Genomic DNA, 22,061 nt, shown 5'->3' on the forward strand with positions numbered 1-22,061 from the left:
ACGATGCCGATGTAACTGAGGCAACTGCCGAAGAAGATGCTGACGATGCCGAGGCGGCTGAGGCAACTGCCGAAGAAGCCATCGACGATGCCGATGTAACTGAGGCAACTGCCGAAGAAGATGCTGACGATGCCGAGGCACCTGAGCCAACCGCCGAAGAGGTTACCGACGATGCCGTCGATGAGGAAGATCTTGACCTCGAACCTGCGATACTGCCTAGCGAAGAAGAACGCCAGCGTGCCAAGGACGAGCTCAAAGAGCTTACCGAAGCCGTCAGCCGCCTCCGCTCGATGGACGATTATCTCGACTATGCAGACAGGGAGTCGCGGGAACATCGCTCCCGTCGTGCCGTCTTCGCCTACAAGCAGGCACTTGGTATCTACTGGAACGATGATTACGCACCGTTCATCGCCATCAATCTTGGCAATACCTACAAGGAAATGGGCGATTATGAAGCTGCAAGCGAAACCTACGAGGCGGCGCTCGCGCTTCCGGCAACGCAAAAAAGCGTTTCCATGCAGCAGGAATTCCACCGAAGCATCGGCTACCTGCGCACCGTCCAACATATCTTGGCAAGCCACGGAATTGCCCATACGCCCTTTGCGCAAATACCGACTGAAATCTCTGCGGAGATCGAAAGCGCCGCTCAAGAGGCATGAGGCAACAACTCCGATATAGAGAAAGAAAAACCTATCACACACAGGGGGAAATATCTATGAAGACAAGTGCAGAAATCTTAGGATTGCCCGTGATCAGTATCACCGAGGGCCGTGAACTCGGCATGAGCAAGACCCTGCTCATCGACGCCAAGAACGGCGCTGTCGCCGCCATCACGATCGAGGATGACGACTGGTATCGCGGCGTCAAGCTCATCCCGTTTGAAAGCGTCATCGCCGTCGGTGCCGACGCCATCACGATCACGAACAGCGAGAACATCTTGACGCTTGAAGATGCCGTCGACTTCGAGAACCTGCTCGACGAAAACGTGCGCATCATCGGCACGAAGGCGATCACAAAGGCAGGTACGATCCAAGGTTCTGTCAGCGAGATCTACGTCGGCGACGACGGCAAGGTCGTGCAGTGTGAGATTTCCGACCCGCAGGGAAATTTTCTCGACAACATCTCCGCCGAGCAAATCTCCATCTTCGGCAAGCAGGTCACGGTCATCGACAGCGGCAGCGTAACAGCGACCGCATCTCCTGCCATGCCTGCAGCTGAAACTCCTGCTGCTCCCGCTTTTGAAGCTGCTCCGACATTCGCCGAAACGCCCGCCGCTGAGCCAGCTTCCGAGTCCGTTCCCGAGCCTCTGCCCGAGACGCCTGCAGTTCCTGACACACCCGCAGCAGAGCCGATGGAAGAGCCTACACCAGAATCTGTCACCGAACCCGCTGTCGAGACACCCGCCGAAGCTCCTGCACCAGAGCCAGCAACTGCGCCTGAAGCAGCCGCGGAAGACCCCGCGGAAAAGGCGGCTGCCAAGGCAACCGAGGACAGGCATCGCCGCTTCCTGCTCAACAAGAAGGCATCGCGCCGCATCACGACCGACACAGGCGTCGTCATCGTCGAAGCCGGCGGCGATATCACCGAAGAGGTTCTTCAGAAGGCGAAACTTGCCAACAAAATCATCGAGCTTTCAATGAACGTGCAGTAAGAAAGCAAAGAAATCCCCCGACACGGCAGCATGCCGCTTCGGGGGATTTCTGGTTTACCATGAAGCCCCAAGAGGTCAAGCCGTACGACCACATTCTTATAACGGCTATCGTACGCCATTCGAAGCGAGGTATTCGACATAAGTTGATTAGACACTCGTGTTACAACAACGCTTGACCACAACAGAAAGGGGCGGCAGCACTTTTTGCTGTCGCCCCTTGATTACCCACCAGCAAAGACAGACGGGGCTGTCAACGGTGGGCGCAGTCCATTCACTCGCCGTTGACCGGCTCGGCTGGATTTGCTAAATCAATTTTTTCAAAAGTGTTTCTACTTCTTTTGATTTCAACACCTTTCCCATAGAAGCAACCTGCTCATTTACAACAAGAGCTGGCATACTCATTACTCCATACTGCATGATTTTTTCCATGGCTGTAACATATTCAATCTCAATAGCAAGTCCCATTGAATGAACCGCTTCCTGAGTTGCTTCTAACAGTGCACGACAGCTTTTGCAACCAGAACCTAAAACCTTAATACAGCAAATTCCGTCCACTTTTTTTCCGTAACACTCTTTTTCCAGCTTGATTTCTGGTGCCTCGCGTGTCGGGCAGCCGGCATTACAAGCACACGCAGGCGTTTTTTCTTCTTTGTTTTTTCTGTTAAATAATGACATAATGAATACCTCCATTTATTTTTCGCTTTCAAAGCGTTTTTTCAAAACCTCATAATGATTTTGATTGCTTTTATCCCCACCATTATCCGGGAACAAGCAATAAGGCAAACTATCCGTTGTACGGTGCTTTATGACGCAAGCACAACACCTCCCATGATTCTGGCACGATATTTTAGGACAAATACATTCTTTTACATTTTCGCAGTGTATTTTTCTACCTCATTTCAAATTAGTATTGGCTGAATGGCGTTAAAGAGATAGCCAACCAGTATAATTCCGACCGTACAGATTGCGATAAAAATCCATAAAAGTTTAGGTTTTACAGCTTTACGAAGCATAATCATTGAAGGCAGGGACAAAGTGGTAACGCCCATCATAAAAGATAAAACAACGCCCAACAATGCTCCCTTTGCCAGTAGTGCTTCTGCAATCGGAATTGTTCCAAAAATATCTGTATACATGGGTACTCCGGCAATAGTTGCGATAATTACACCAAATGGGTTATTAGCTCCGAGTATCTTAACAATGATTTCTTCCGGTATCCAGTTATGAATAATAGCCCCGATACCTACACCGATCAAGACATAAGGTACAACCTTTTTCGCAGTAGATACATCCTGTTCCCATGCAAAATGAAGTCTATCCTTAAAGTGCAATTCTTCCTGCGGAATATCAACGGATTTTCCATTTTTAATGTATTCCTCTACTTCATTTTCAAGGTGTAGTTTTTCGATTAAACTCCCTCCTGCAACAGCAATTATAAGTCCGAGCAGAACATACACGATTGCCACTTTCCAGCCAAATATGCTCATAAGGAGTACAAGAGAGCCGAGGTCTACCATAGGAGAAGAAATTAAAAAAGAAAACGTAACACCCAGCGGCAGCCCGGCACTGGTAAAACCGATAAATATTGGAATGGACGAACAAGAACAAAACGGCGTAACTGTTCCCAAAAGGGCAGCTATCATATTTGCCCCTATTCCTCGAAATCTCCCTAATATCTTTTTGGTTCTCTCTGGCGGGAAATAACTTTGAATATACGAAATTATCAAAATTAAAACGCCCAGCAATAGCATAATTTTTATGGTGTCGTAGATGAAAAACTGAACGCTTCCCCCTAACCGAGTTTCAGTAGATAGACCACACGCTTCTAACAGATTTCCTATCAGTTGGTTTAGCCATTTCATACCGAAGATTTCATTCTGAAAGAAATCCCAAACACTTTTTAGTGCCTGCATATCCTAACCTCTCTTTCTTATAAATCAAGAATTTTCGATTTGATATTCCTAAAAAAAACCGTTGCCTTATTGGAACGGCTTTTAGGTGTTTGAACACTTATTACAACTCATATTTGTTTCGTCAATAGCAATCGTATCTTTCAATAAAGCCAGTACCTTTTCACTGCCTTGCTTGCTGATTTGGTAATGTGTCCATTTACCGTCCTCACGACCTGTCACAATACCTGCTTCACATAGGATTTTCATGTGATAGGAAAGCGAAGATTGAGGCATATTCACTTCATCGGTTAAAGTGCAAGTACACTTTTCTCCATTCTGCAAAAGTTCTAAAATGCGTAATCTACGCTCATCACTTAAAGCTTTAAAGATTTTTGCTCTTTCCTCATAAATAGTTGCCATGCTCTCACCTCAAATCCAAATTTCTTGATTTAAGTATATACTTCAAATCGAAAAAAGTCAATATGAAATTATAATTTTTCTAAATTTTAATAAATAGATACGGAATAATCGGGGCTGCTGTCTGCAAAATTCTTGTGTGTTACTTTACCGCACATGAGCATTATAGCACGGGATGTCACTATGGATTTTGTTTTTGTTTAGCTGTTCAACTTCATTTTACAATTAACCCTCAGATAAAAGCATCATTCTTAATAGAATAGGAAAACCGAAGAATTTCGCACACCGGATATCTCTGGCAAATTTTCCCTCGGGTGAAGTTTTGAATAAGGCAACCTGTCTCAAAGTGAGACACAGCAGGTTTTCATCTTATACGCAGGTCGTTCCTGCCCAACATTCAACCTCTTCCTGCATCAACGGTACAGAAGAACCCCCTCTCCATAAATGTCGTTTTCATGTTTCCAGAAGGTCGGAATTTTTAGCAACAAAAACCCGAGAGATTCCACACACTGAATGCAACCAGTGGCCTTCTCTCGGGCAAAATGTTGAGGAACAAGCGATCTTCTCTTATGCTCCTGTTGACCCTGCCAATCGTTCAACTTCTTCCTGGGGCAACTGTGTTGCTTCAGCAATCTGGGAAAGTGTGAGTTTCCCCAGAGCAATTAAAGCCGTCGCCGTTCGACGAGCCGATTCCATACGCCCCTCTTCCAATTTCTTCTCTCCGAATTTCTCCATCAATTCGCACATGGTATGTACCCCCTCTGCTTCTGCCTTAAAATAGTCGGCTCTTTCAGCCAGCTCCTTATAATTCATCTTGTTTGGATTCTCGCAGAAAAAATCCTGCATCAATCGCCCGAGCGGCGTATCATCATGATTCGCACCATTGACGTAGAGGATATGCGCCCCATCATCAAACGGTCGCTGAAGCTCCTCTATGATTCGATCCACATGGTAAAGCGGACAACCCGCTCCATAGATGTCGTTTTCTGTAATGAAGATCACCCATGTCTCTGGAAGTTCAGAGAACTCCGCTCCTTTTGCCAGTTCCCGCGAATCCATCATGCTGCTGTTGTAGCGTGCCCGACGCGGAGCGGCACCCTCGTTGGCACGCTGTACCTCGCAGTCATAGAGCTTTCCCTCGCTGTCCTCCGCCAAAACATCAAAACGCACGCCGCGACCATAGAGATTGTCCGCACTCTGCTGCGTAACGACATGCTTGACAACGAGATCCTCGCGGTCAAAGAAGATACGCAGCAGGAGCTGCATTCCCTCGACATAGTTGTCAAAACATACGTTGAAAAACGTATCGTCGATCAAGCGGAATTTTTGAATCAGCATATCATATTCCGCAGGAATGTCCTTCTTGCTTATCCTCACCGCGCCTATAGCCTCCTCACCTTATTCTACTATCATAGTATGCACTATGCTAAAGATTGTCAAGGCTGAAAAGAAACGTGCGCCGCCGGGCGCACATCCAAAAAGAGCCGGGCGAAGATGAAATCCATCTTCGCCCGGCTCTTCCTTTTTCACAGCCTATCATTCATCCAGCAGCGGCAGATACGCACCGTAGCCCTGCACTTCCATCTCTTCTTTCGGCACGAAGCGCAGAGAAGCACTGTTGATGCAGTAGCGGATGCCGCCCAACTCCTTGGGGCCGTCCTCAAAGACGTGCCCGAGGTGAGCGCCGCTCTTGGCTGCCGTGACCTCCGTTCGCACCATGCCGTGCGACGTATCCTCATGTTCCGCGATGAGCGAGGCGTCGATCGGGCGCGAGAAAGCCGGCCAGCCGCAGCCAGAATCGTACTTGTGCGTCGAGACGAAGAGTGGCTCGCCCGTTGTCACGTCGCAATAGATTCCCGCGCGGAACTCATGATCGTATTCATTCTGAAACGGCGCTTCCGTCGCCTTCTCCTGCGTCACCTTGTACTGCATCGCCGTAAGATGCTCCCGAAGCTCATCGTCCGACGGCTTCTTATAAACGCGCTTCTCCTCTGCCGGCTTTGCTGCCGCAGTCCTCTCGCGCATGTCAGACATCAGGGAAAGCGGAATATGGCAGTAGCCGTCCGGATGCTTTTCCAGATACTTTTGATGCTCTTCTTCCGCACGATAGAAGTTCACGATCGGCCCCGTCTCTATGGCGACGGGCTTTTTCAGTTTCCCCTGCAAGCGATGCAGCGAGTCTCCGATCACGGCGACCTCGCCGTGCGCCTTGCCGTCCTTTGCCACATAGTAGATGCCCGAACGATACTGCTCGCCGACATCATTGCCCTGACGGTTCTTCGCCGTCGGATCGATGGATTCGTAGTAAAGATCCAGAAGCTTTTCAAGCGGCAGAACCTTCGGATCGTAGACGACATGCACGGCTTCGGCATGGCCGCTGCCCGAGCATACCTCGCGATACGATGGACGCGCCGTGCGCCCGTTCGCGTAGCCGCTCTCCGCCGATATGACGCCGGGCACAAGGCTCAGGTAACGCTCCGTGCCCCAGAAGCAGCCACCCGCGAGGTAAATTTCCGCCTCGCCGTCTCGCGGTGCGTTCTTCTGCACGATTTCCTCAGGCATCTCAGCCATCGCTGCGGGCATCACCCCGCAGCCACCTAAGCAAAGTGCCAGTCCCAAGGTGCAGACAATTCGTAAGGATGGAATCTTCATAAGCGCCTCCCTATAGGTCATTGAGTTGCATTCTCTTTCCTTTTCATTATAGCACAAATAGAAAAAAATGCGATAATAAGTGGATAAAAACTATCTAAAAATAATTTTACTCCACCCTGTTTTCGCCATTATCTTTCCTTGCATAAACAAGAAAAGGAGCGTACAATAGGGACGTGCTTTTCAAAAACGCAGGCAAACACATGCGCGAAGACAGGCAGCTGAATTTATCCGGGATTCCTTTATTATAGAGCGAGGCTGTCTTATGAACATCATCGGTCTCTTGCGAAGGCTGTCGCCTTTCCGCATCATCATCTTGAGTTTCCTCGTCCTGATCCTCTGCGGCACAGGACTTCTGATGCTGCCTTGGGCAACGGCAAACGGCGAGGGCGCCTCCCTTTCGGACGCGCTCTTCACTGCCGTTTCCGCCAGCTGCGTGACAGGACTCACCGCCGTGGATACCGCTTCCTACTGGACGCTTTTCGGTCAGCTCGTCATCCTCGCCATGATTCAAGTCGGCGGCTTCGGCGTCATCACGGTCGCCGTTTCTCTCGCCGCTCTTTCCGGACAGCGCATCGGACTCATGCAGCGCAGTCTTTCCAAGGAGGCCGTCTCAGCGCCGCAGCTCGGCGGCATCGTGCCACTCCTCTACTTCATTCTGCGCTTGACTTTCTTCATCGAATTTCTCGGCGCGCTCTTCCTCGCCCCTTCTTTTTGCCAAAAAGTCGGCCTCTTGCGCGGCATTTACTTCGCTGTCTTTCACTCCATCTCATCCTTCTGCAATGCGGGCTTCGACCTCTTCGGCAATTCCTTGATGGACTTCGCTGCCGACCCCGTCGTAAACATCACGGTCATGCTCCTCATCATCGCCGGCGGCCTCGGCTTCACCACCTGGGCGGACATACGTCTGAACCGCAGAGATTTTCGCGCCTACAGCCTGCAAAGCAAGATCGCCCTCACGATGACGGCAGTCCTCATCCTTGTTCCTGCGCTTTTCTTCTTTTTCTTCGAGCTTGATCCCGACGTTTCCACGGGCGAACACTTCCTGATTTCCCTCTTTCAATCCGTCACGACCCGCACTGCCGGCTACAATACGATCGACATCAAAGACTTCAGCGAGACGGGACGCGCCGCCCTCATCGTCCTGATGCTCATCGGCGGCTCTCCCGGCTCCACAGCGGGCGGCATCAAGACGACGACGGCTTTCACCTTGTTTGCCATCATGACCGCCACCTTTCGGCTCAAAGAGGATCCGACCTGCTTCTCTCGCCGTCTTTCGCCCGAAACCCAACGTCATGCCGTCACCATCCTCATGATGTATCTGCTGCTTTTTGCCTCCGGCAGCGTGCTGCTCAACCTCATCGACGGCATACGCTTGATTGACAGCGCTTTTGAGACGGCTTCTGCGTTAGGAACCGTCGGTCTTTCCATCGGCGTCACCGAGGATCTCGGCCCGCTTTCCAAATGCGTCATGATGATTTTGATGTTCTTCGGGCGCATCGGCGGCCTCACGGTCATCTTTGCGGCACACGCGCGCGGCCGGCAGGAATCCGGCCGCCGCCCGGAGGAACGAATCACCATCGGATAGGAGGAACATCATGAAATCCATCCTGCTCATCGGCCTCGGCCGCTTCGGCCGCTATATTGCCGAGAAGCTGCACGACATGCAGCATGACGTCCTCGCCGTCGACCACGACGAAGACCGTGTAAATCGCATACTGCCGCTCGTGACGAACGCGCTCATCGCCGACAGCACCAATGCAGACTTTCTGCAGTCCCTCGGCATCCCCAGCTTCGATGTCTGCATCGTCGCCATCGGCGATGACTTTCAAAGCTCTCTCGAAACGACCTCGCTCCTCAAAGAGTTCGGCGCTCGCTATGTCGTGGCGCGCGCTTCGCGTGACATGCATGAGAAATTTCTGCTGCGAAACGGCGCGGACGAAACAGTTTATCCGGAGCGCCAGCTCGCCCTTTGGACGGCCATCCGCTGCGGCTCCAACCACATCCTCGACTACTTCCCGCTCAGCGATGAATACGCCATCTATGAAGTGCCCGTGCCCAGAACGTGGGCGGGGAAAAGCATCGGCGAGCTCGACGTCCGCCGCCAGCATCACTTGAACATTCTCGGCATCAAAGCAGGCGACCGCATCGACCTCAATATCTCCGCACAAACCATCCTCGCCGCCAATGCCGCCGTTCTTGTCGCAGGCAGGCAGGAAGATGTCGACCACGCGCTTCGGAAAAATGATTGACTGTTCCGCACAGAAAACCATGCTGGACATCACGTCCCGTTCCTTTGCCGCGCTTTTAACGCTTGCATATTCTCGCTTCTTCTGCTAGAATATACACGTTGCCTGCGGTCGTAGCTCAGCTGGATAGAGCATCTGCCTCCTAAGCAGGGGGTCGCGCGTTCGAATCGCGCCGATCGCACCATGAAAATGAAGCCTGCACCTCTTCGGAGGGCAGGCTTTTTGCTGTATATTTATCCACCGCACACTCAGAGAAGCGGCGCCTTTTCCTTCGCTGCGTCGAGAAGGTCGCGGCAGCGTATGCCTTCCTCCGGCGAATAGGCAAGCGTGATGCGGCACTTCATGCCGTACTTTCCGTACTCCGCATTTCCCGGGCGAAAAATCGCTTCGATGCCCTTGACGTTCAGTTCCAAAAGCGGCTTGCTCGTCACATCGCGCACAAAGACGGCGAATACGCCATCGCCAAGATGTGCAAGCACATCGCCCGAGCGGAACTTGCTGCCGATAGCGTTACAGAGCCGCACGAGAAGCGTTTCCGCACCACGCTTCCCCAGACGTTTTTCCAAATCCCCATAACGATCCAAGCGCACGAGGACGAGTGCATTGATATCTTTCTTGCCTTCCCCCGCAAGGAACCGGTCGGCTTCCTTAAGCAAGCCGTTTTCGTTGGCAACGCCCGTGACGGAATCGAGTTCGGAGCGGAAGCGTCCGCCCTCCTTCGCCGCATCATGCAGGCGGTCTGTGCGCCACATGACGCCGCGCACGGTGCCTAAGTGTCCATATTCATCGTTCTCCTGCTCGATGACGAACTTGTACCACGAGTACTTGCCCGTCGGGGGAGTCCCCATGTCGAGCAGGAAGCTGTCGCGTTCCGTATTCTGGCCCGAGAAGAAGGCGATCATCTGCTCGAGGAAATCTGGATGTACCATCAACCGCCGCTCGGCATTGAGCGAGCGGCGAAAGCCTTCGATCTCACGCGCCTGCATACCGCCGCGCACCAAGCGAAAGGACATCGTATCCGTCTTCAGTTCATAGCTGAACAAGATAGCGCCGAGCTTTTGCAAAAGAAGCCTGACGCATTGATTTTGATAGTGTGTTTCGGGAATATCCGCCTTATACTGCCACATTGCCTATACCCCCTCTTGGCAATCCCTTACTAACCAAAGCAAGGCTTTCCGAAAAACATATCATGAGATATGAACCCACTTCACTACTTATTTCGTTATTTTCACGCTTTTTGTTAAATGATTTCCTCTTGGTTGCAATGAAAAAAGCTGCTCTTGCATCAAAATGAGGCAGGAGCAGCCTCTTCTTATTCCTTTTTAAGCGCCGTATCGAGCGTGTGCCACGAAAGCACAGCGCACTTGACACGTGCGGGCATGTGTGAGACGCCTTCAAGCGCAGCGGCCTCGTCGAGTTCTTCGAGTTCTTCCTCCGTCAGCTCTTTGCCCTTGATCATCGAGATGAAGAGATCGGCGAGATGGTGCGCTTCTTCAACGCTCTTGCCCTTGACGAGATCGATCATCATTGAGGTCGAAGCCTGCGAGATGGCGCAACCGACACCCGTGAAAGCGGCGTCCTTGATCTTGCCATCCTTGACAATGAGCTCCAAAGTGATCTCGTCGCCGCACGAGGGATTGTGCCCGCGCTCCTTGATGGTCGCGCCCGCAAGTTCATGCTTATTTTCCGTCGAGCGGCTGTGCTCGGCGATCAGTTCCGTATAGATGTCCGTAAGGCTCATAGATGCATCACCTTCCTGACCTCTTTCAAGGCTTCGAGCCAGCGGTCAACATCCGCCTTTGTGTTGTAGAGGTAGAAGCTCGCACGGCATGTGGCGTTCTGCCCGAGATACTTCATCAGCGGCTGGGCGCAGTGGTGGCCGGCACGCACGGCGACACCAAAGGAGTCAAGGATCGTCGCGACGTCGTGCGGATGAACGTCCTTGACGTTGAAGGTGATGATGCCTGTCTTCAAGGCAGGGTCGGCGTCGCAGCCGTACAGCTCGACGAAAGGGATCTCGCGCAGTTTGGGCAGCGCGTAGTTCACGAGTTCCTGCTCAATGCGGCGCACGGTGTCGAAGCCCGTCTTTTCGAGGTATTCGATGGCGGCGCGAAGCCCTGCTGCGCCGCCGACGTTCTGCGTGCCCGCCTCGAACTTCTGCGGCAGCTCGGCGAACGTCGTCTCCTGCTCCGTGACGTACTCGATCATGTCGCCGCCGCGCAAAAACGGCGGCATGGCATCGAGCAAGGCCGCCTTGCCGTAGAGCACGCCGATGCCCATGGGCGAGAGCAGTTTGTGCCCCGAAAACGCGAAAAAGTCGCAGTCCATATCCTGTACATCGACCGCCATGTGCGCCGCACTCTGCGAGCCGTCGACTAAGATGACGGCGCCGTTTTCGTGCGCGACGGCGGCAATCTCACGGACCGGGTTGATGAGGCCAAGGACGTTCGAAACTTCCGTGACGGCGACAATCTTCGTCTTCTTCGTGATCTTCTTCTTCGCTTCCTCGACGGAGAGCCTGCCGTCCTTTTCGAGGTACATGTACTTCAAGACAGCGCCCTTCGCCTGGGCGACCATCTGCCACGGTACGAGGTTCGAGTGATGCTCGGCGATGGAGATGACGATCTCATCGCCCGCCTCAACATTCGTGAGACCGTAGCTGTAGGCGACGAGGTTCAGCGCCTCCGTCGCATTCTTCGTAAAGATGATCTCCTGCGGCAGGCGTGCGTGGATGAAGGAGCGCGTCGCTGCCCGCGTGTACTCGTAGATGTCCGTCGCCTTGACGGAGAGCGCGTACGCGCCCCGGTGCGGGTTCGCGTTGCAGCCGCCGTAATAGCCGCAGATCGCCTGAATGACCTCGTTCGGTTTCTGCGTCGTCGCGCCGTTGTCGAGGTAGACGAGCGGCTGGTTGTTCATCTTGTGCGTGAGCAAGGGAAAATCCTTGCGAATGTCTTCCTCAGTCCGCATCTTCGATCCTCCCTTCGATGGAAGCGGCGATCTCCTCCTTGAGCGCTTCGCCCGAAATGCGCGCGAGCACAGGGAAGAGATCGGCCTCGACGACGAGGCGCCGCGCCTCGGCGAGATCGAGTCCGCGGCTCATCAGATAGAAGAGCTTCGCCTCGTCCATCTTGCCGATGCTCACGGCATGATGTCCGTCGACGTCGCCCTCGCCTGAGAGCATCAGCGGCACGGAGCGGTTGCGCACGCCGGGAGAGAGGATGATGACGTCCTCGTTCTCGCGCCCGACGGAGCCGGCTGAGCCTGCGATGAAGTCGAGCGTGCCGCGAAACACCTTCTGCGCCTCGTCCATCAATGCGCCCTTGACCTGCATATTTGCGTCCGTATGCTCGCCCTTCTGGCGCACAAGATAGTTGAAGTCGAACTTGCGCTTCTTGTCAGCGAAGTAAAAAGCCGCGATATCCGCTGCGGCGTCCTTTCCCGCAAGCTCGACGGAAAGCTTCGATACGAGCTCGTTCGCGCCGACCTCAAAGATCGTATAGGAGAATGCGCCGCCCTCTTCGACGCGCACCTTGACGTCGTCGGCATGATTTTCCCCTTCGGGCACGAGCTGCACCTTGACGAGGGAAAGCGTTCCGCCTGCCTCAACATGCGCCTCGATCTCGGCATGGCCGCCCGCCCGATAGATCTGGACGGCTTCCTTCTTCTCGCCCGCCTTCACATGGATCTTCTGCACTTCGGCGACATCGAGCCCTGCGGGCAGAGCCGCGCCGTTGACGCCGAGCCAGCGCCATGTACGCATGGGAATGGAGCTGAAAAGTTCTTGATTCTGCATATTCTTTCCCTCCTTATCCCATCGTGCCTTCAAGCTCAATATTGACGAGATTGTTCATCTCAACGGCGTATTCCAAAGGCAGTTCCTTCGCGATCGGCTCGACGAAACCGCGCACGATCATCGCGCGCGCCTCCTCCTCGTCGATGCCCCGGCTCGTCAGATAGTAGACCGCCTCGTCGCTGATGCGGCCGATCTTCGCCTCGTGCCCGATGTCCGCCTCATCGCCCTCGATGTCCATGGCAGGAAGCGTGTCGGAGCGCGAAATGCTGTCGAGCATCAGGGATTCGCAGTTGACCGAGCACTTTGTGAAAGGTGCATTCTTCGCGACCTTCACAGCGCTTCGGTAGATCGCCTTGCCGCCCGCCTTCGAGATCGAACGCGTGTTGATCGTCGCCGATGTGTGCGGCGCCGTGTGGATGACCGTCGCACCCGTGTCGAGCGTCTGCCCTTTCGACGCGAAGGTCACGCCCGTGAACTCGCAGCGTGCGCGCTCGCCGTGCAGAATGCTGCACGGGTAGAGCATGGAGACGTGCGAGCCGAAAGAGCCGGAGACCCACTCGATCAGGCCATCTTTTTCAACGAGGGCGCGTTTCGTGTTGAGGTTCATCATGTTGCGCGACCAGTTCTCGATCGTCGAGTAGCGAAGGCGTGCCCCTTCCTTGACGAACAGTTCGACGCAGCCTGCATGGAGGTTCGTCACATTGTATTTCGGCGCCGAGCAGCCCTCGATGAAGTGTAGGTTCGCGCCTTTTTCCACGATGATCAGCGTGTGTTCGAACTGCCCCGCGCCCGGCGCGTTGAGCCGGAAATACGACTGCAATGGAATCTCCACATTGACGCCCTCGGGCACGTAGACGAAGGAGCCGCCCGACCAAACGGCGCCGTGCAGCGCCGCAAACTTGTGATCCTTCGGCGGCACGAGCTTCATGAAGTACTTCTTGACCAAATCCTCGTGTTCGACGAGCGCCGTTTCCATATCGGTGTAGACAACGCCCTGCTTCACGAGACTTTCCTGTATGCTGTGGTAGACGACTTCCGAATCGTACTGTGCGCCGACGCCCGCGAGCGACGTCTTCTCCGCTTCGGGGATGCCGAGTCGATCGAACGTATCCTTGATGTCCTCGGGAACTTCCTTCCAGTTTCCTGTCATCTTCGCATCAGGGCGCACGTAGGTGACGATCTCATCCATATTCAGCTCCGAGAGATCCGGCCCCCACGAGGGAAGCGCTATCTTATTGTACGTCTCGAGTGACTTCAGACGGAACTCAAGCATCCAATCGGGATCGTGCTTCTGCTTCGCGATGTCACGGATGATGTCCTCCGTCAGACCCTGCTGCGCCTTGTAGACAGGAACGTCGTGGTTCTTGATGTCGTAGAGCGTGCGCTCGATGTCCTCCACAAAGGTTTTCTTCTTTGCCATCTCGCCCACCTCACTTTGCCGCAGCGTCGTCGAGGATGTGCGTGAAGCCGCGGCGGTTCACCTCATCGATGAGTTCCGGACCACCCTCTTCGACAACGCGTCCGCCGATGATAACATGCACGCGGTCAACCTTGAGCTTTTCCAGAATCTTCGAGTTGTGCGTGATGATGAGGCAGCTGTTGTCCGCCGTATGGTACTTCTCGATACCCGAGGAGACGATCTGCACGGCATCGACGTCGAGTCCCGAATCCGTCTCATCGAGCAGCGCGAGCTTCGGCGCGAGCATCAAAAGCTGCAGGATCTCGTTGCGCTTCTTCTCGCCACCCGAAAAGCCTACGTTCATGTAACGTTCGGCATACGAAGGATCGATCTTCAGCTCTTCCATCGTCTTTTTGAGTTCCTTCTTGAATGCCATGATCTTGACCTTCTCGCCCGTCACCGCCTGCTTCGCCGTCCGAAGCATGTTTTCAACCGTGATGCCCGGAATCTCCTCTGGCGTTTGAAATGAGAGGAAGAGGCCTTCCCTCGCGCGCTCGAACGTCTTCTTCTCTAAGAGACTCCTGCCCTCAAAGAAAATATCGCCCGCCGTCACCTCGTACTTCGGATGACCCATGATGACATTCATGAGCGTCGACTTGCCCGAGCCATTCGGTCCTAAGATCACATGTACCTCACCCTTGTTGATCGTCAGGTTGAGGTTCTTCAATATCGCTTTTCCTTCCACGCCTGCGGAGAGATTCTTAATGTTCAGCAATGCATCCGACATGATGATGCTCCTTTCTTCCGCACGGAATTTTTCGGCAATTTGCCGCCGTGCAACGCTTTATATTTCACTCGCACAAACGTCCACTTTGTGGACATTGTGCGCCGCCCTTAATGAAACCTTAGCCAATCAGTCCGCGCCCCTTGGGCTTAACTTCTTGGGGTTTCATGGTATTTTACTCGGGATTTATTTCCTTTCATTTTAGGTGGTTTTGTCATAAATGTCAATCCCATAAAGCAAAAGTCCTTATAGATAATAATTATCATAAAAAGACCGATGCATGCAAGATGTATGCATCGGTCGAAAATTCCTGCCGTTCATTCCAGCGTCATGATCTTGTGCTTCAAGACGTAGATCAGCGCCTGCGTGCGGTCGTTGACATTGAGCTTTCTAAAGATATTCGTCAGATGGTTCTTGACTGTCTTCTCGCTGACGAAGAGCGCCTGCGCAATGTCCTGATTGCTGAAACCCTTAGCAATGCACGACAAGACGTCCATCTCTCGCGAGGTCAAGCGCTCGGAGCGGCTCTCGCGCCACATCGTGCGCGCCTTTTCGTTGATGTTCTCATCCTCGGCGACGCCGCCGAAGAGACGCTCGGCGAGCGACGGGTAGACGAAAGCATTGCCCTCGTTGACGACGTGAATCGCCTTGATGAGCATCGAAGGCTCGACATCCTTGAGGAGATAGCCGAGGACGCCGTTCTTCAAGAGTTCAAGTACATAGTTGTCGCTGTCGTGAATCGTCAGCACGATGATCTTGGTCTTGGACTTCGCCGCCTGGAGCTGGCACGCCACCTCAAGCCCCGACAACCCCGGCATATTGAGGTCGAGGAGCAGCACGTCGGGCTGCAGAACGAGGGTTCTGGCGAGCGTCTCCTGCCCATCCTCCGCCTCGCCGATGACCTCCAGGTCGTCTTCGAAATTCAGCACGCGTTTAACCCCCTGCCGAAGCAGCGCATGGTCGTCCGCGATCAAGATCTTGATTGTCATTGCCAAACATCCTTTCCTTTCCGCCTGATTCCGCCGTTCCTTCGGCAGGAGAAAAAGTATCGCGCAAGATGTGCGCGGTCAAAAATATCATGATTTCCGAATCGTTCTTCGTGTGGCGCACGCTCTTGAAGAATGCGCCAAGTATGGGGATGTCACCCAAGAGCGGCACCTTTGCAAAAACGCGTGATTCCTCGCTGCCAATGAGCCCGCCAATGACCATGGTCTCACCATCTTTTAAGCGCACGGTCGTATCGGCCGAGCGCTCCTGGAACTTGTACGCCTTAAGAGCGTCAACGTAGACGGGCGAACTGACCTCCGTATGAACCCGCGCCGTGATCTCGCCGTTTTCATGAATGCGCGGCGTATAGCGCAGGATGATGCCCGCCTTCTTATACGTTATCGAGGTCGTCACCGTAGAATTCGTCGTCTGCGTCTCGGGCACGGGCACAGAACCACCAATGTTGATCACGGCTTCCCTACCCTGCAGCGTCGTGATGTTCGGACGTGCCAAGACATTTGCCTTGCCATCCGTGACGAGTGCCGCGATCTTCGCCCGATAGTAGAACTCATAGGGCTTGCCTTCGGGCGTCCTGCCAAAGCGGATGACGCCTGGCACATCACCATCGATGCCCCTTCTTCCACCCTCCGAGCCGCCCTTCGCCGTGCCGTGCGGATCGATGGGCAGCGGCGACCAATCCCAGTCCACGCCGAGTTCCTTCGCCGCATTCTTCTCCAATGCGACGACACGCGCCTCCAAAGATACCTGCTCGGTAGGCACATCGAGCGAATGCAGCACAGCCTCAGCGCGTACCCTCTCCTCTTCTGTTCCATAGAAAAGCAGGGCATTTGTCGCACGGTCAATCAAAAGCCGCTCTCCCGTTCGGTAAAGCCCCTGCTCGCTTATATCTTCCTTCCCATTTTTCTTATTCTCGTCTATCGCGAAAATTCCTGCTTCTCCCAAAGATAATTTTACGGCAGCGAAAGCCGTATCAAGATCCGCATAACGAACGGGCAGCACGTGCATGCGGTAAAAAGGCGTTGCCTCCTTCGCCGCGCGCACGAGAAGGACTTTTCCCTCATGCTGCACCACCAGCCCTTTCGCCTTGCCGATGAGCATCAGAGCTTCTTCTGGCTCAACGTCCTTAAGACTAAGGCTGATGCGCCCTTTCACAGAATCATCAAGTATGAGGTCGAGACCCGAAAGGCGTGCAATAGACGTCAGAAGCGCTGTCACATCCGCATCAACAACTTCAAGCGTCAAGGGAGAGGCCGATGCCGGTGAAGTGCCGGCAAGACATGCGGCGAGGAAAAATGCACCGACTCTCGGCAAGATGCCCATATCGAACTCCCTCCTTGGAGCACAAACAAACCTCTCCCAACTCATCCCTTATGACGCTATGTATCCCTGAACTGTATCGAGCAGATTCAGCCGGGCAGGTTCAGTGTGTACGACCTGCCGCCGACCACGACGACGGCACTTTTATCCGAAAGCGACTGCAGCAGTACGCCCTCTTTTTCCTCGCCCTCAGCGAGGAAAAAATCGTGTCCGCCGACCGAGAGCAGCAACACGGTTCCGACATTGCTCGTCACCGTACCGCGCACCTGCGGCACAGCAGTACTGGCGGTCTTCCCCGCTGCTATACCGTTCGGCAAGGCCGCAGCTTTCTCATCCTGGCGCTCGCCTGCATTCGAATCGCTGTCACTCTTGCCTGCCGCACGGTTCAGCGCGGCAACACATCGTTCATCACCGCCGCCGACGGCGGCCATCGCCGCGACCGTCGCCTGTTCCTCACCATGCAGCAGTGCGAACGGATCAGCCAGCGCCTTTTTATTCTGCGTCTCCTTCGCTCCCGCCACATCCTCGCGCAGCGGCGCCTGAGACACCTCTGCCGAGGGCGGTGCGACGAACACTCCTGCCTCCGGCTCCGTCCCTTCAACAAAGAACCACGCGCCCACAGCGACAAGAAGAGCCGCGAGAAGAATCGGTCGCCGCCCTTGCAGCCTGACATCCTCACCAGTGCCGACAAGACGTTCGCGCAAGGCGGTAAACCAACCGTCCGCCAAAACTTCACGCACGCCCGTATTCTTCTTCATCTCTTCTCCTGATTTTCTCTCATCCCTTTCCAGCATTCTCTATCACCTCCTTTCAAGAGAATCACGAAAAATTCCCGTTTTCCAAGGAATAAAACAGCCCCGCTTCCTCCTTGCCAGAATCCGCAGAGCTGTTGATCTCGCCTCTTGCGAGTATACGACGGAAACACCGATCCGTCGATGCTCCCTATGTCTTGCGGAAGCTCTCTCCAAGAAGATCCTCGCAGAGCTTCCGTCATTTATCTTCCTTTATGTTCCTTTACTTTGCACCATGCCCCAGCTACTTTTTCGCCGCCTTGAGCGCTTCGAGCTTCGGTCCCATGATGCGCTTGTACGACTCAACGCCGGGCTGATTGAACGCGTCGACATCGGCAAACTCGCCCTCGTAGGCAATGCTCAGAGCCAAGAGATAGAGCAGTTCGCCCAGATGGAAGGCATTGAGTTCGGGCAGCGAGAACAGCGCATTGAAGCGTTCATTCGACGCAAGCGCGTCAGCATTCGACTGACGTGCGACCTCAAGCGCCTCGCCCATCGTCAGCCCCGAGATATCCGCGAGCTTCTTCACATCGGGAAATTCGTTCGGAATCACGAGGTCGTCCGCCCACTTTTCCAAGCGGATGAACTGCACGACCTTGTTGCGCTTTCCTTCTTGATGCTGCTGCGTCTGCGCATGCATGTCCGTCGTGCCAACAGCGACAATGGGTGTCCTGCCATAGCAGACTTCATTGCCCTCGCGATCGACTTCCTTACCCAAGGACTCCGCCAAGAGCTGGATGTACCACTCGGAGACCGACTTCATATAGTCGCCGTAAGGCATCATGACCTCAATGTCTCGCCCATACTTTTCGGAAGCGATGAACTTTAAGACCGCATTGAGCATCGCTGGATTCTGCCATACGTCGTCCGCCTGGCATGCCTCGTCCATCGCACGCGCACCCGCGAGGAACGATTCGATGTCGAAGCCGATGCAAGCCGCGAGCGACAGCCCGACCTCAGAGAAGATCGAGAAGCGTCCGCCCACGCCGTCGGGCACGGCGAACGTCTGCCAGCCTTTATCTTTCGCAAGCTTTTTCAAAAGCGTCGGCTTCTCTTCATTCGGATCGGTCACCGCGACAACTTCGACCTCGATATCCGCATCGTCTCGCAGTGCCTTGTAGACTACCATGAAGTTCGACATCGTATCAAGCGTGCCGCCCGACTTCGAGATCACGAGGAGCATCACGCGAAGCGCACGCTTCTTGTGACTTCTGGCAATCTTTGCCTGATTCTTGAGCGAACGGAGAAGATCGCCCGTCGCACGCGGGTCAATGTTGTTGCCGCTGAAATAGACCTTAGGAAAGCCGCCGCGCTCTTCTTCCGTCCTTTCGTTCCAGTAGGCGCCGCACTCTACATCGAAAAGCACCTTGTTGCCGAGATAGGAACCGCCGATCCCGAGCGAGACGACGGCGTCCGTATGATTCTTGACATGCGCCGTCAATTCCTTCAGGCGCGCGAGCGAGGCGGGCGAGTTCAAATGCCCGTCAGTGACATACGGAAGCTCAGAGAAGAGCACCTTTTCGGGCGTCCCGTCCTTCGACAAGTGACCGCGAATGACACCCGTCGAGCGCATGACCTTCATCGCTTCATGCGCCTTCTTCATCCTGTCCGCCATCTCCTTGACATCGGCCTCCGTCACCTTGCCCGGGCCATAGAGATTATCGTAGTCAAAAAGGAATCCAGACTTCAACTTCAACCCCATCGATCATCAACCCCCATGCCATCAGCCATATTTGAGAAACGGACTCACATCAGAACTTAATGCTTACAGTATAGCACACCACTGGAAAAAGAACAATCCCCACTTAGGCAATTACTCCGCATCTTCTTCCATCTTTTGTCGGAGCAAAGGCCCAATTCTTTGCACGAGATACGCCATGAAGTCGTCGCGGATCTCGGGCCGTTTCAAGGCCTGTTCCACCGTCGCCTCCAAGAAACCTTCCTTGTCACCGATGTCGTAGCGCCTTCCCTCGAAACGATAGGCGTAGACCTCTTCCTTGCGCGCAAGCTCACAGATGGCATCTGTCAGCTGGATTTCTTCTCCCGCACCCGGTTTTGTATGCTCCAAGATGTCGAAAATGGCTGGCGTCAGCACATAGCGGCCAAGTACGGCGAGGCGCGACGGCGCCTTTTCTGCCTCGGGCTTTTCCACGAGATCGATCGCCTGCCAGACGTTCGGCTTCACCTGACGCGGGGCGACAATGCCGTAGCGCGAAACCTGGCTCTGCGGTACCTGCTGCACACCAAGCACGCTGCCGCCGTAATCCTCATAAACGTCGATAAGCTGCGCGAGGCACGGTACCTTCGCATCGACGAGATCGTCGCCCAAGAGCACGGCGAAAGGCTCCGCGCCAACGAACTGGCGTGCGCAGAGCACGGCATGTCCGAGCCCACGCGCCTCCTTCTGTCGGATGAAGTGGATCTGGATGTCCGAGATCTCCTCAACCATCTTGAGCATGTCATACTTGCCATGCTCCTTGAGCTGCATCTCCAACTCCAGAGAACGGTCAAAGTGATCCTCGATCGAGCGCTTATTGCGCCCCGTGATGATCAGAAGCTCCTCGATGCCCGAGGCGACAGCCTCCTCGACAATGAACTGTATGGCTGGCGTATCGACGATGGGCAGCATCTCCTTCGGCTGCGCCTTCGTCGCCGGTAAGAAGCGCGTGCCGAGTCCCGCTGCAGGAATGATCGCCTTGCGGATTTTCTGCTTCGTCATCATTACCCTCGAATGACGGCGAGGAGTTCCTCCGTCTTTTCCTTCATCAGCGTTTCATCATGACGGGTCTCTACGTTGAGGCGGATCACCGGCTCCGTGTTCGACATGCGCAGGTTGAAGCGCCAGTCCGCGAACTCGACGGAGAGTCCGTCCACCTTCGTAACCTTGCCCTTGCTTCCGTAGATTTCCTCGACCTTCTTCATGACGGCGTGCGCGTCGGCAACCTTGCTGTTGACCTCGCCCGAGATCGGATAGCGTGCCATGCGTTCTGCCATAAGTTCGGACAAAGGCTTTCCTGCAGCGCTCATCAGTTCGAGCACCAAGAGCCACGGAATCATGCCGCTATCGCAATAAGAGAAGTCGCGGAAGTAGTGGTGTGCACTCATCTCGCCGCCGTAAACCGCATTGACCTTGCGCATCTTATCCTTGATAAACGCATGGCCGCTCTTGCACATCACAGCCTCGCCGCCAAGTTCTTTGCAGATTTCGATCGTGTTCCAGACGAGGCGCGGATCGTAGATGATCTTCGCGCCCTTGTTCTTCTTGAGGAACGCCTGCGCGAGGAAGCCAACCATATAGTAGCCCTCGATGAAACCGCCCTTCTCGTCGAAGAGGAAGCAGCGATCGAAGTCACCGTCCCAAGCGATGCCGACGACAGCGCCCGACTCGCGCACCACCTTCGCCGTCGCCTCGCGATTCTCTTGCAGGATCGGGTTCGGCACGCCGTTCGGGAAGTTACCGTCCGGTTCGTTGAACACCTTGACCATCTCGAAGGGCAGATGCTTTTCGAGCGCGTTGATGATCGGCCCTGCCGCACCGTTGCCCGTATTGACGACGATCTTGAACGGCTTCAGCGCCTTGACGTCGACGTATGTCAGGATGTGCTTGACATACTCGTCGAGCACATCGACCTCTTCAATCTTACCTTTCGGGCGATCAAGCGGCTTGAAGTCGCCCTCCATCACGGCCTTCTCAATGTCCTTGAGCCCCGTATCGCTCGAAATCGGGCGCGATTCCTTGCGCACGAACTTCATACCGTTGTACTCTTTCGGGTTGTGGCTCGCCGTGATCATGATGCCACCGTCCAGTTCATAGTGCGCCGTCGTGAAATAGATCATCTCCGTGCCACACTGCCCGATGTCCATGACGTCGGCGCCCGCCTCCGTCAGCCCCTTCGCAAGAGCGTCACGAATCGAAGGTCCGGAAAGACGAATATCGTGCCCGATTGCGACCTTCTTCGCATGGAAGAGATCGACGAAAACGCGCCCGATGCGATAGGCAAGCTCCTCATTGACCTCCTCCGGATAAATTCCACGGATGTCATACGCGCCGAAACCCTTGTTGCTAATTTTCATAACTGCCACCTCTTCTTGCTGAATACGTTGCCTTATG

The 22,061-nt window shown here is 54.4% G+C and carries 21 protein-coding genes and 1 tRNA gene; 5 read left to right on the forward strand and 17 right to left on the reverse strand.

Annotated elements, in window-relative coordinates:
* Window positions 1–659, forward strand: a 659-nt coding sequence (locus RWS31_RS10350; protein ID WP_314598143.1) for a tetratricopeptide repeat protein, incomplete at its 5' end; no start/stop codon positions are given.
* Between the two features lie 56 nt (window positions 660–715).
* Window positions 716–1,651, forward strand: a complete 936-nt coding sequence (locus RWS31_RS10355; RefSeq protein WP_314598145.1) for a PRC-barrel domain-containing protein — start codon at window positions 716–718, stop codon at window positions 1,649–1,651.
* A gap of 303 nt (window positions 1,652–1,954) precedes the next feature.
* Here the strand turns inward: RWS31_RS10355 and RWS31_RS10360 are convergent, their stop codons facing one another.
* The 5 genes from RWS31_RS10360 to msrB all read right to left on the reverse strand — a co-directional run bounded on the left by RWS31_RS10360 (window position 1,955) and on the right by msrB (window position 6,612).
* Entirely contained in the window at window positions 1,955–2,326 is a 372-nt protein-coding gene (locus tag RWS31_RS10360) for a thioredoxin family protein (RefSeq protein WP_314598147.1), read from the reverse strand.
* 224 nt (window positions 2,327–2,550) lie between these two features.
* Window positions 2,551–3,564, reverse strand: a complete 1,014-nt coding sequence (locus RWS31_RS10365; RefSeq protein WP_314598149.1) for a permease — start codon at window positions 3,562–3,564, stop codon at window positions 2,551–2,553.
* Window positions 3,565–3,645: 81 nt separating this feature from the next.
* On the reverse strand, window positions 3,646–3,963 hold the full coding sequence (locus RWS31_RS10370) for a helix-turn-helix transcriptional regulator (RefSeq protein ID WP_037365557.1): 318 nt from the start codon (window positions 3,961–3,963) through the stop codon (window positions 3,646–3,648).
* Window positions 3,964–4,527: 564 nt separating this feature from the next.
* Complete coding sequence (locus RWS31_RS10375; RefSeq protein ID WP_314598153.1) at window positions 4,528–5,337, reverse strand: PD-(D/E)XK nuclease family transposase; 810 nt, start codon at window positions 5,335–5,337, stop codon at window positions 4,528–4,530.
* Window positions 5,338–5,496: 159 nt separating this feature from the next.
* Complete coding sequence (msrB, locus tag RWS31_RS10380; protein WP_314598155.1) at window positions 5,497–6,612, reverse strand: peptide-methionine (R)-S-oxide reductase MsrB; 1,116 nt, start codon at window positions 6,610–6,612, stop codon at window positions 5,497–5,499.
* Window positions 6,613–6,874: 262 nt separating this feature from the next.
* Between msrB and RWS31_RS10385 the strand changes: the two genes are divergently transcribed.
* From RWS31_RS10385 to RWS31_RS10395, 3 genes are all read left to right on the forward strand, one after another.
* Window positions 6,875–8,197, forward strand: a complete 1,323-nt coding sequence (locus RWS31_RS10385; RefSeq protein WP_314598158.1) for a TrkH family potassium uptake protein — start codon at window positions 6,875–6,877, stop codon at window positions 8,195–8,197.
* Window positions 8,198–8,207: 10 nt separating this feature from the next.
* A complete protein-coding gene (locus RWS31_RS10390) occupies window positions 8,208–8,861 on the forward strand; it encodes a TrkA family potassium uptake protein (RefSeq protein WP_314598160.1) in 654 nt (217 codons plus the stop codon).
* 104 nt (window positions 8,862–8,965) lie between these two features.
* Window positions 8,966–9,042, forward strand: a tRNA-Arg gene (locus tag RWS31_RS10395).
* Window positions 9,043–9,106: 64 nt separating this feature from the next.
* Here RWS31_RS10395 and RWS31_RS10400 read toward each other — a convergent pair.
* The 12 genes from RWS31_RS10400 to RWS31_RS10455 form a co-directional block, all read right to left on the reverse strand.
* Window positions 9,107–9,985, reverse strand: coding sequence for a diguanylate cyclase domain-containing protein (locus tag RWS31_RS10400; RefSeq protein WP_314598161.1), 879 nt, complete (start codon window positions 9,983–9,985; stop codon window positions 9,107–9,109).
* Between the two features lie 185 nt (window positions 9,986–10,170).
* Entirely contained in the window at window positions 10,171–10,599 is a 429-nt protein-coding gene (gene sufU, locus RWS31_RS10405) for a Fe-S cluster assembly sulfur transfer protein SufU (RefSeq protein WP_314598163.1), read from the reverse strand.
* Window positions 10,596–11,825: a cysteine desulfurase gene (locus tag RWS31_RS10410; protein WP_314598165.1), complete on the reverse strand. Its 1,230-nt coding sequence runs from the start codon at window positions 11,823–11,825 to the stop codon at window positions 10,596–10,598. The genes sufU and RWS31_RS10410 overlap by 4 nt, the downstream gene beginning before the upstream one ends.
* The gene (locus RWS31_RS10415) at window positions 11,815–12,651 is read right to left on the reverse strand and encodes a SufD family Fe-S cluster assembly protein (RefSeq protein ID WP_314598167.1); all 837 of its coding nucleotides are present in this window, start codon (window positions 12,649–12,651) and stop codon (window positions 11,815–11,817) included. Before RWS31_RS10415 ends, RWS31_RS10410 begins: the two co-directional genes overlap by 11 nt.
* A 13-nt stretch (window positions 12,652–12,664) precedes the next feature.
* A complete protein-coding gene (sufB, locus tag RWS31_RS10420; protein ID WP_294177429.1) occupies window positions 12,665–14,071 on the reverse strand; it encodes a Fe-S cluster assembly protein SufB in 1,407 nt (468 codons plus the stop codon).
* A 10-nt stretch (window positions 14,072–14,081) separates the two neighbouring features.
* A complete protein-coding gene (gene sufC / locus RWS31_RS10425; protein WP_314598170.1) occupies window positions 14,082–14,837 on the reverse strand; it encodes a Fe-S cluster assembly ATPase SufC in 756 nt (251 codons plus the stop codon).
* 314 nt (window positions 14,838–15,151) lie between these two features.
* The gene (locus RWS31_RS10430) at window positions 15,152–15,823 is read right to left on the reverse strand and encodes a response regulator transcription factor (RefSeq protein ID WP_009646904.1); all 672 of its coding nucleotides are present in this window, start codon (window positions 15,821–15,823) and stop codon (window positions 15,152–15,154) included.
* Window positions 15,768–17,162: a pilus assembly protein PilQ gene (locus tag RWS31_RS10435; protein WP_314598173.1), complete on the reverse strand. Its 1,395-nt coding sequence runs from the start codon at window positions 17,160–17,162 to the stop codon at window positions 15,768–15,770. The genes RWS31_RS10430 and RWS31_RS10435 overlap by 56 nt, the downstream gene beginning before the upstream one ends.
* A gap of 86 nt (window positions 17,163–17,248) precedes the next feature.
* The gene (locus RWS31_RS10440) at window positions 17,249–17,953 is read right to left on the reverse strand and encodes a hypothetical protein (RefSeq protein ID WP_314598175.1); all 705 of its coding nucleotides are present in this window, start codon (window positions 17,951–17,953) and stop codon (window positions 17,249–17,251) included.
* A gap of 241 nt (window positions 17,954–18,194) precedes the next feature.
* Window positions 18,195–19,652: a glucose-6-phosphate isomerase gene (locus tag RWS31_RS10445; protein ID WP_314598177.1), complete on the reverse strand. Its 1,458-nt coding sequence runs from the start codon at window positions 19,650–19,652 to the stop codon at window positions 18,195–18,197.
* A gap of 111 nt (window positions 19,653–19,763) precedes the next feature.
* Window positions 19,764–20,672, reverse strand: a complete 909-nt coding sequence (gene galU, locus RWS31_RS10450; RefSeq protein ID WP_314598179.1) for a UTP--glucose-1-phosphate uridylyltransferase GalU — start codon at window positions 20,670–20,672, stop codon at window positions 19,764–19,766.
* Window positions 20,672–22,024 carry a phosphomannomutase gene (locus RWS31_RS10455; RefSeq protein ID WP_294177391.1) on the reverse strand — a complete coding sequence of 451 codons (1,353 nt, stop codon included), beginning with the start codon at window positions 22,022–22,024 and terminating at the stop codon, window positions 20,672–20,674. The genes galU and RWS31_RS10455 overlap by 1 nt, the downstream gene beginning before the upstream one ends.
* Window positions 22,025–22,061: the final 37 nt, after the last annotated feature.

Origin of the sequence: uncultured Selenomonas sp., assembly GCF_963528755.1 — a bacterium.
Taxonomy (GTDB): domain Bacteria; phylum Bacillota; class Negativicutes; order Selenomonadales; family Selenomonadaceae; genus Selenomonas.

Excerpts from the sequence above, each read along its gene's own strand:
- RWS31_RS10390 (WP_314598160.1), top strand. The coding sequence starts at position 8,208 with ATGAAATCCATCCTGCTCATCGGCCTCGGCCGCTTCGGCCGCTATATT.
- sufU (WP_314598163.1), bottom strand. The coding sequence starts at position 10,599 with ATGAGCCTTACGGACATCTATACGGAACTGATCGCCGAGCACAGCCGC.
- galU (WP_314598179.1), bottom strand. The coding sequence starts at position 20,672 with ATGATGACGAAGCAGAAAATCCGCAAGGCGATCATTCCTGCAGCGGGA.
- RWS31_RS10415 (WP_314598167.1), bottom strand. The coding sequence starts at position 12,651 with ATGCAGAATCAAGAACTTTTCAGCTCCATTCCCATGCGTACATGGCGC.
- RWS31_RS10440 (WP_314598175.1), bottom strand. The coding sequence starts at position 17,953 with ATGCTGGAAAGGGATGAGAGAAAATCAGGAGAAGAGATGAAGAAGAAT.
- msrB (WP_314598155.1), bottom strand. The coding sequence starts at position 6,612 with ATGAAGATTCCATCCTTACGAATTGTCTGCACCTTGGGACTGGCACTT.
- sufC (WP_314598170.1), bottom strand. The coding sequence starts at position 14,837 with ATGTCGGATGCATTGCTGAACATTAAGAATCTCTCCGCAGGCGTGGAA.
- RWS31_RS10430 (WP_009646904.1), bottom strand. The coding sequence starts at position 15,823 with ATGACAATCAAGATCTTGATCGCGGACGACCATGCGCTGCTTCGGCAG.
- RWS31_RS10435 (WP_314598173.1), bottom strand. The coding sequence starts at position 17,162 with ATGGGCATCTTGCCGAGAGTCGGTGCATTTTTCCTCGCCGCATGTCTT.
- RWS31_RS10365 (WP_314598149.1), bottom strand. The coding sequence starts at position 3,564 with ATGCAGGCACTAAAAAGTGTTTGGGATTTCTTTCAGAATGAAATCTTC.
- RWS31_RS10400 (WP_314598161.1), bottom strand. The coding sequence starts at position 9,985 with ATGTGGCAGTATAAGGCGGATATTCCCGAAACACACTATCAAAATCAA.
- RWS31_RS10370 (WP_037365557.1), bottom strand. The coding sequence starts at position 3,963 with ATGGCAACTATTTATGAGGAAAGAGCAAAAATCTTTAAAGCTTTAAGT.
- RWS31_RS10410 (WP_314598165.1), bottom strand. The coding sequence starts at position 11,825 with ATGCGGACTGAGGAAGACATTCGCAAGGATTTTCCCTTGCTCACGCAC.
- RWS31_RS10360 (WP_314598147.1), bottom strand. The coding sequence starts at position 2,326 with ATGTCATTATTTAACAGAAAAAACAAAGAAGAAAAAACGCCTGCGTGT.
- RWS31_RS10445 (WP_314598177.1), bottom strand. The coding sequence starts at position 19,652 with ATGGGGTTGAAGTTGAAGTCTGGATTCCTTTTTGACTACGATAATCTC.
- RWS31_RS10355 (WP_314598145.1), top strand. The coding sequence starts at position 716 with ATGAAGACAAGTGCAGAAATCTTAGGATTGCCCGTGATCAGTATCACC.
- sufB (WP_294177429.1), bottom strand. The coding sequence starts at position 14,071 with ATGGCAAAGAAGAAAACCTTTGTGGAGGACATCGAGCGCACGCTCTAC.
- RWS31_RS10455 (WP_294177391.1), bottom strand. The coding sequence starts at position 22,024 with ATGAAAATTAGCAACAAGGGTTTCGGCGCGTATGACATCCGTGGAATT.
- RWS31_RS10385 (WP_314598158.1), top strand. The coding sequence starts at position 6,875 with ATGAACATCATCGGTCTCTTGCGAAGGCTGTCGCCTTTCCGCATCATC.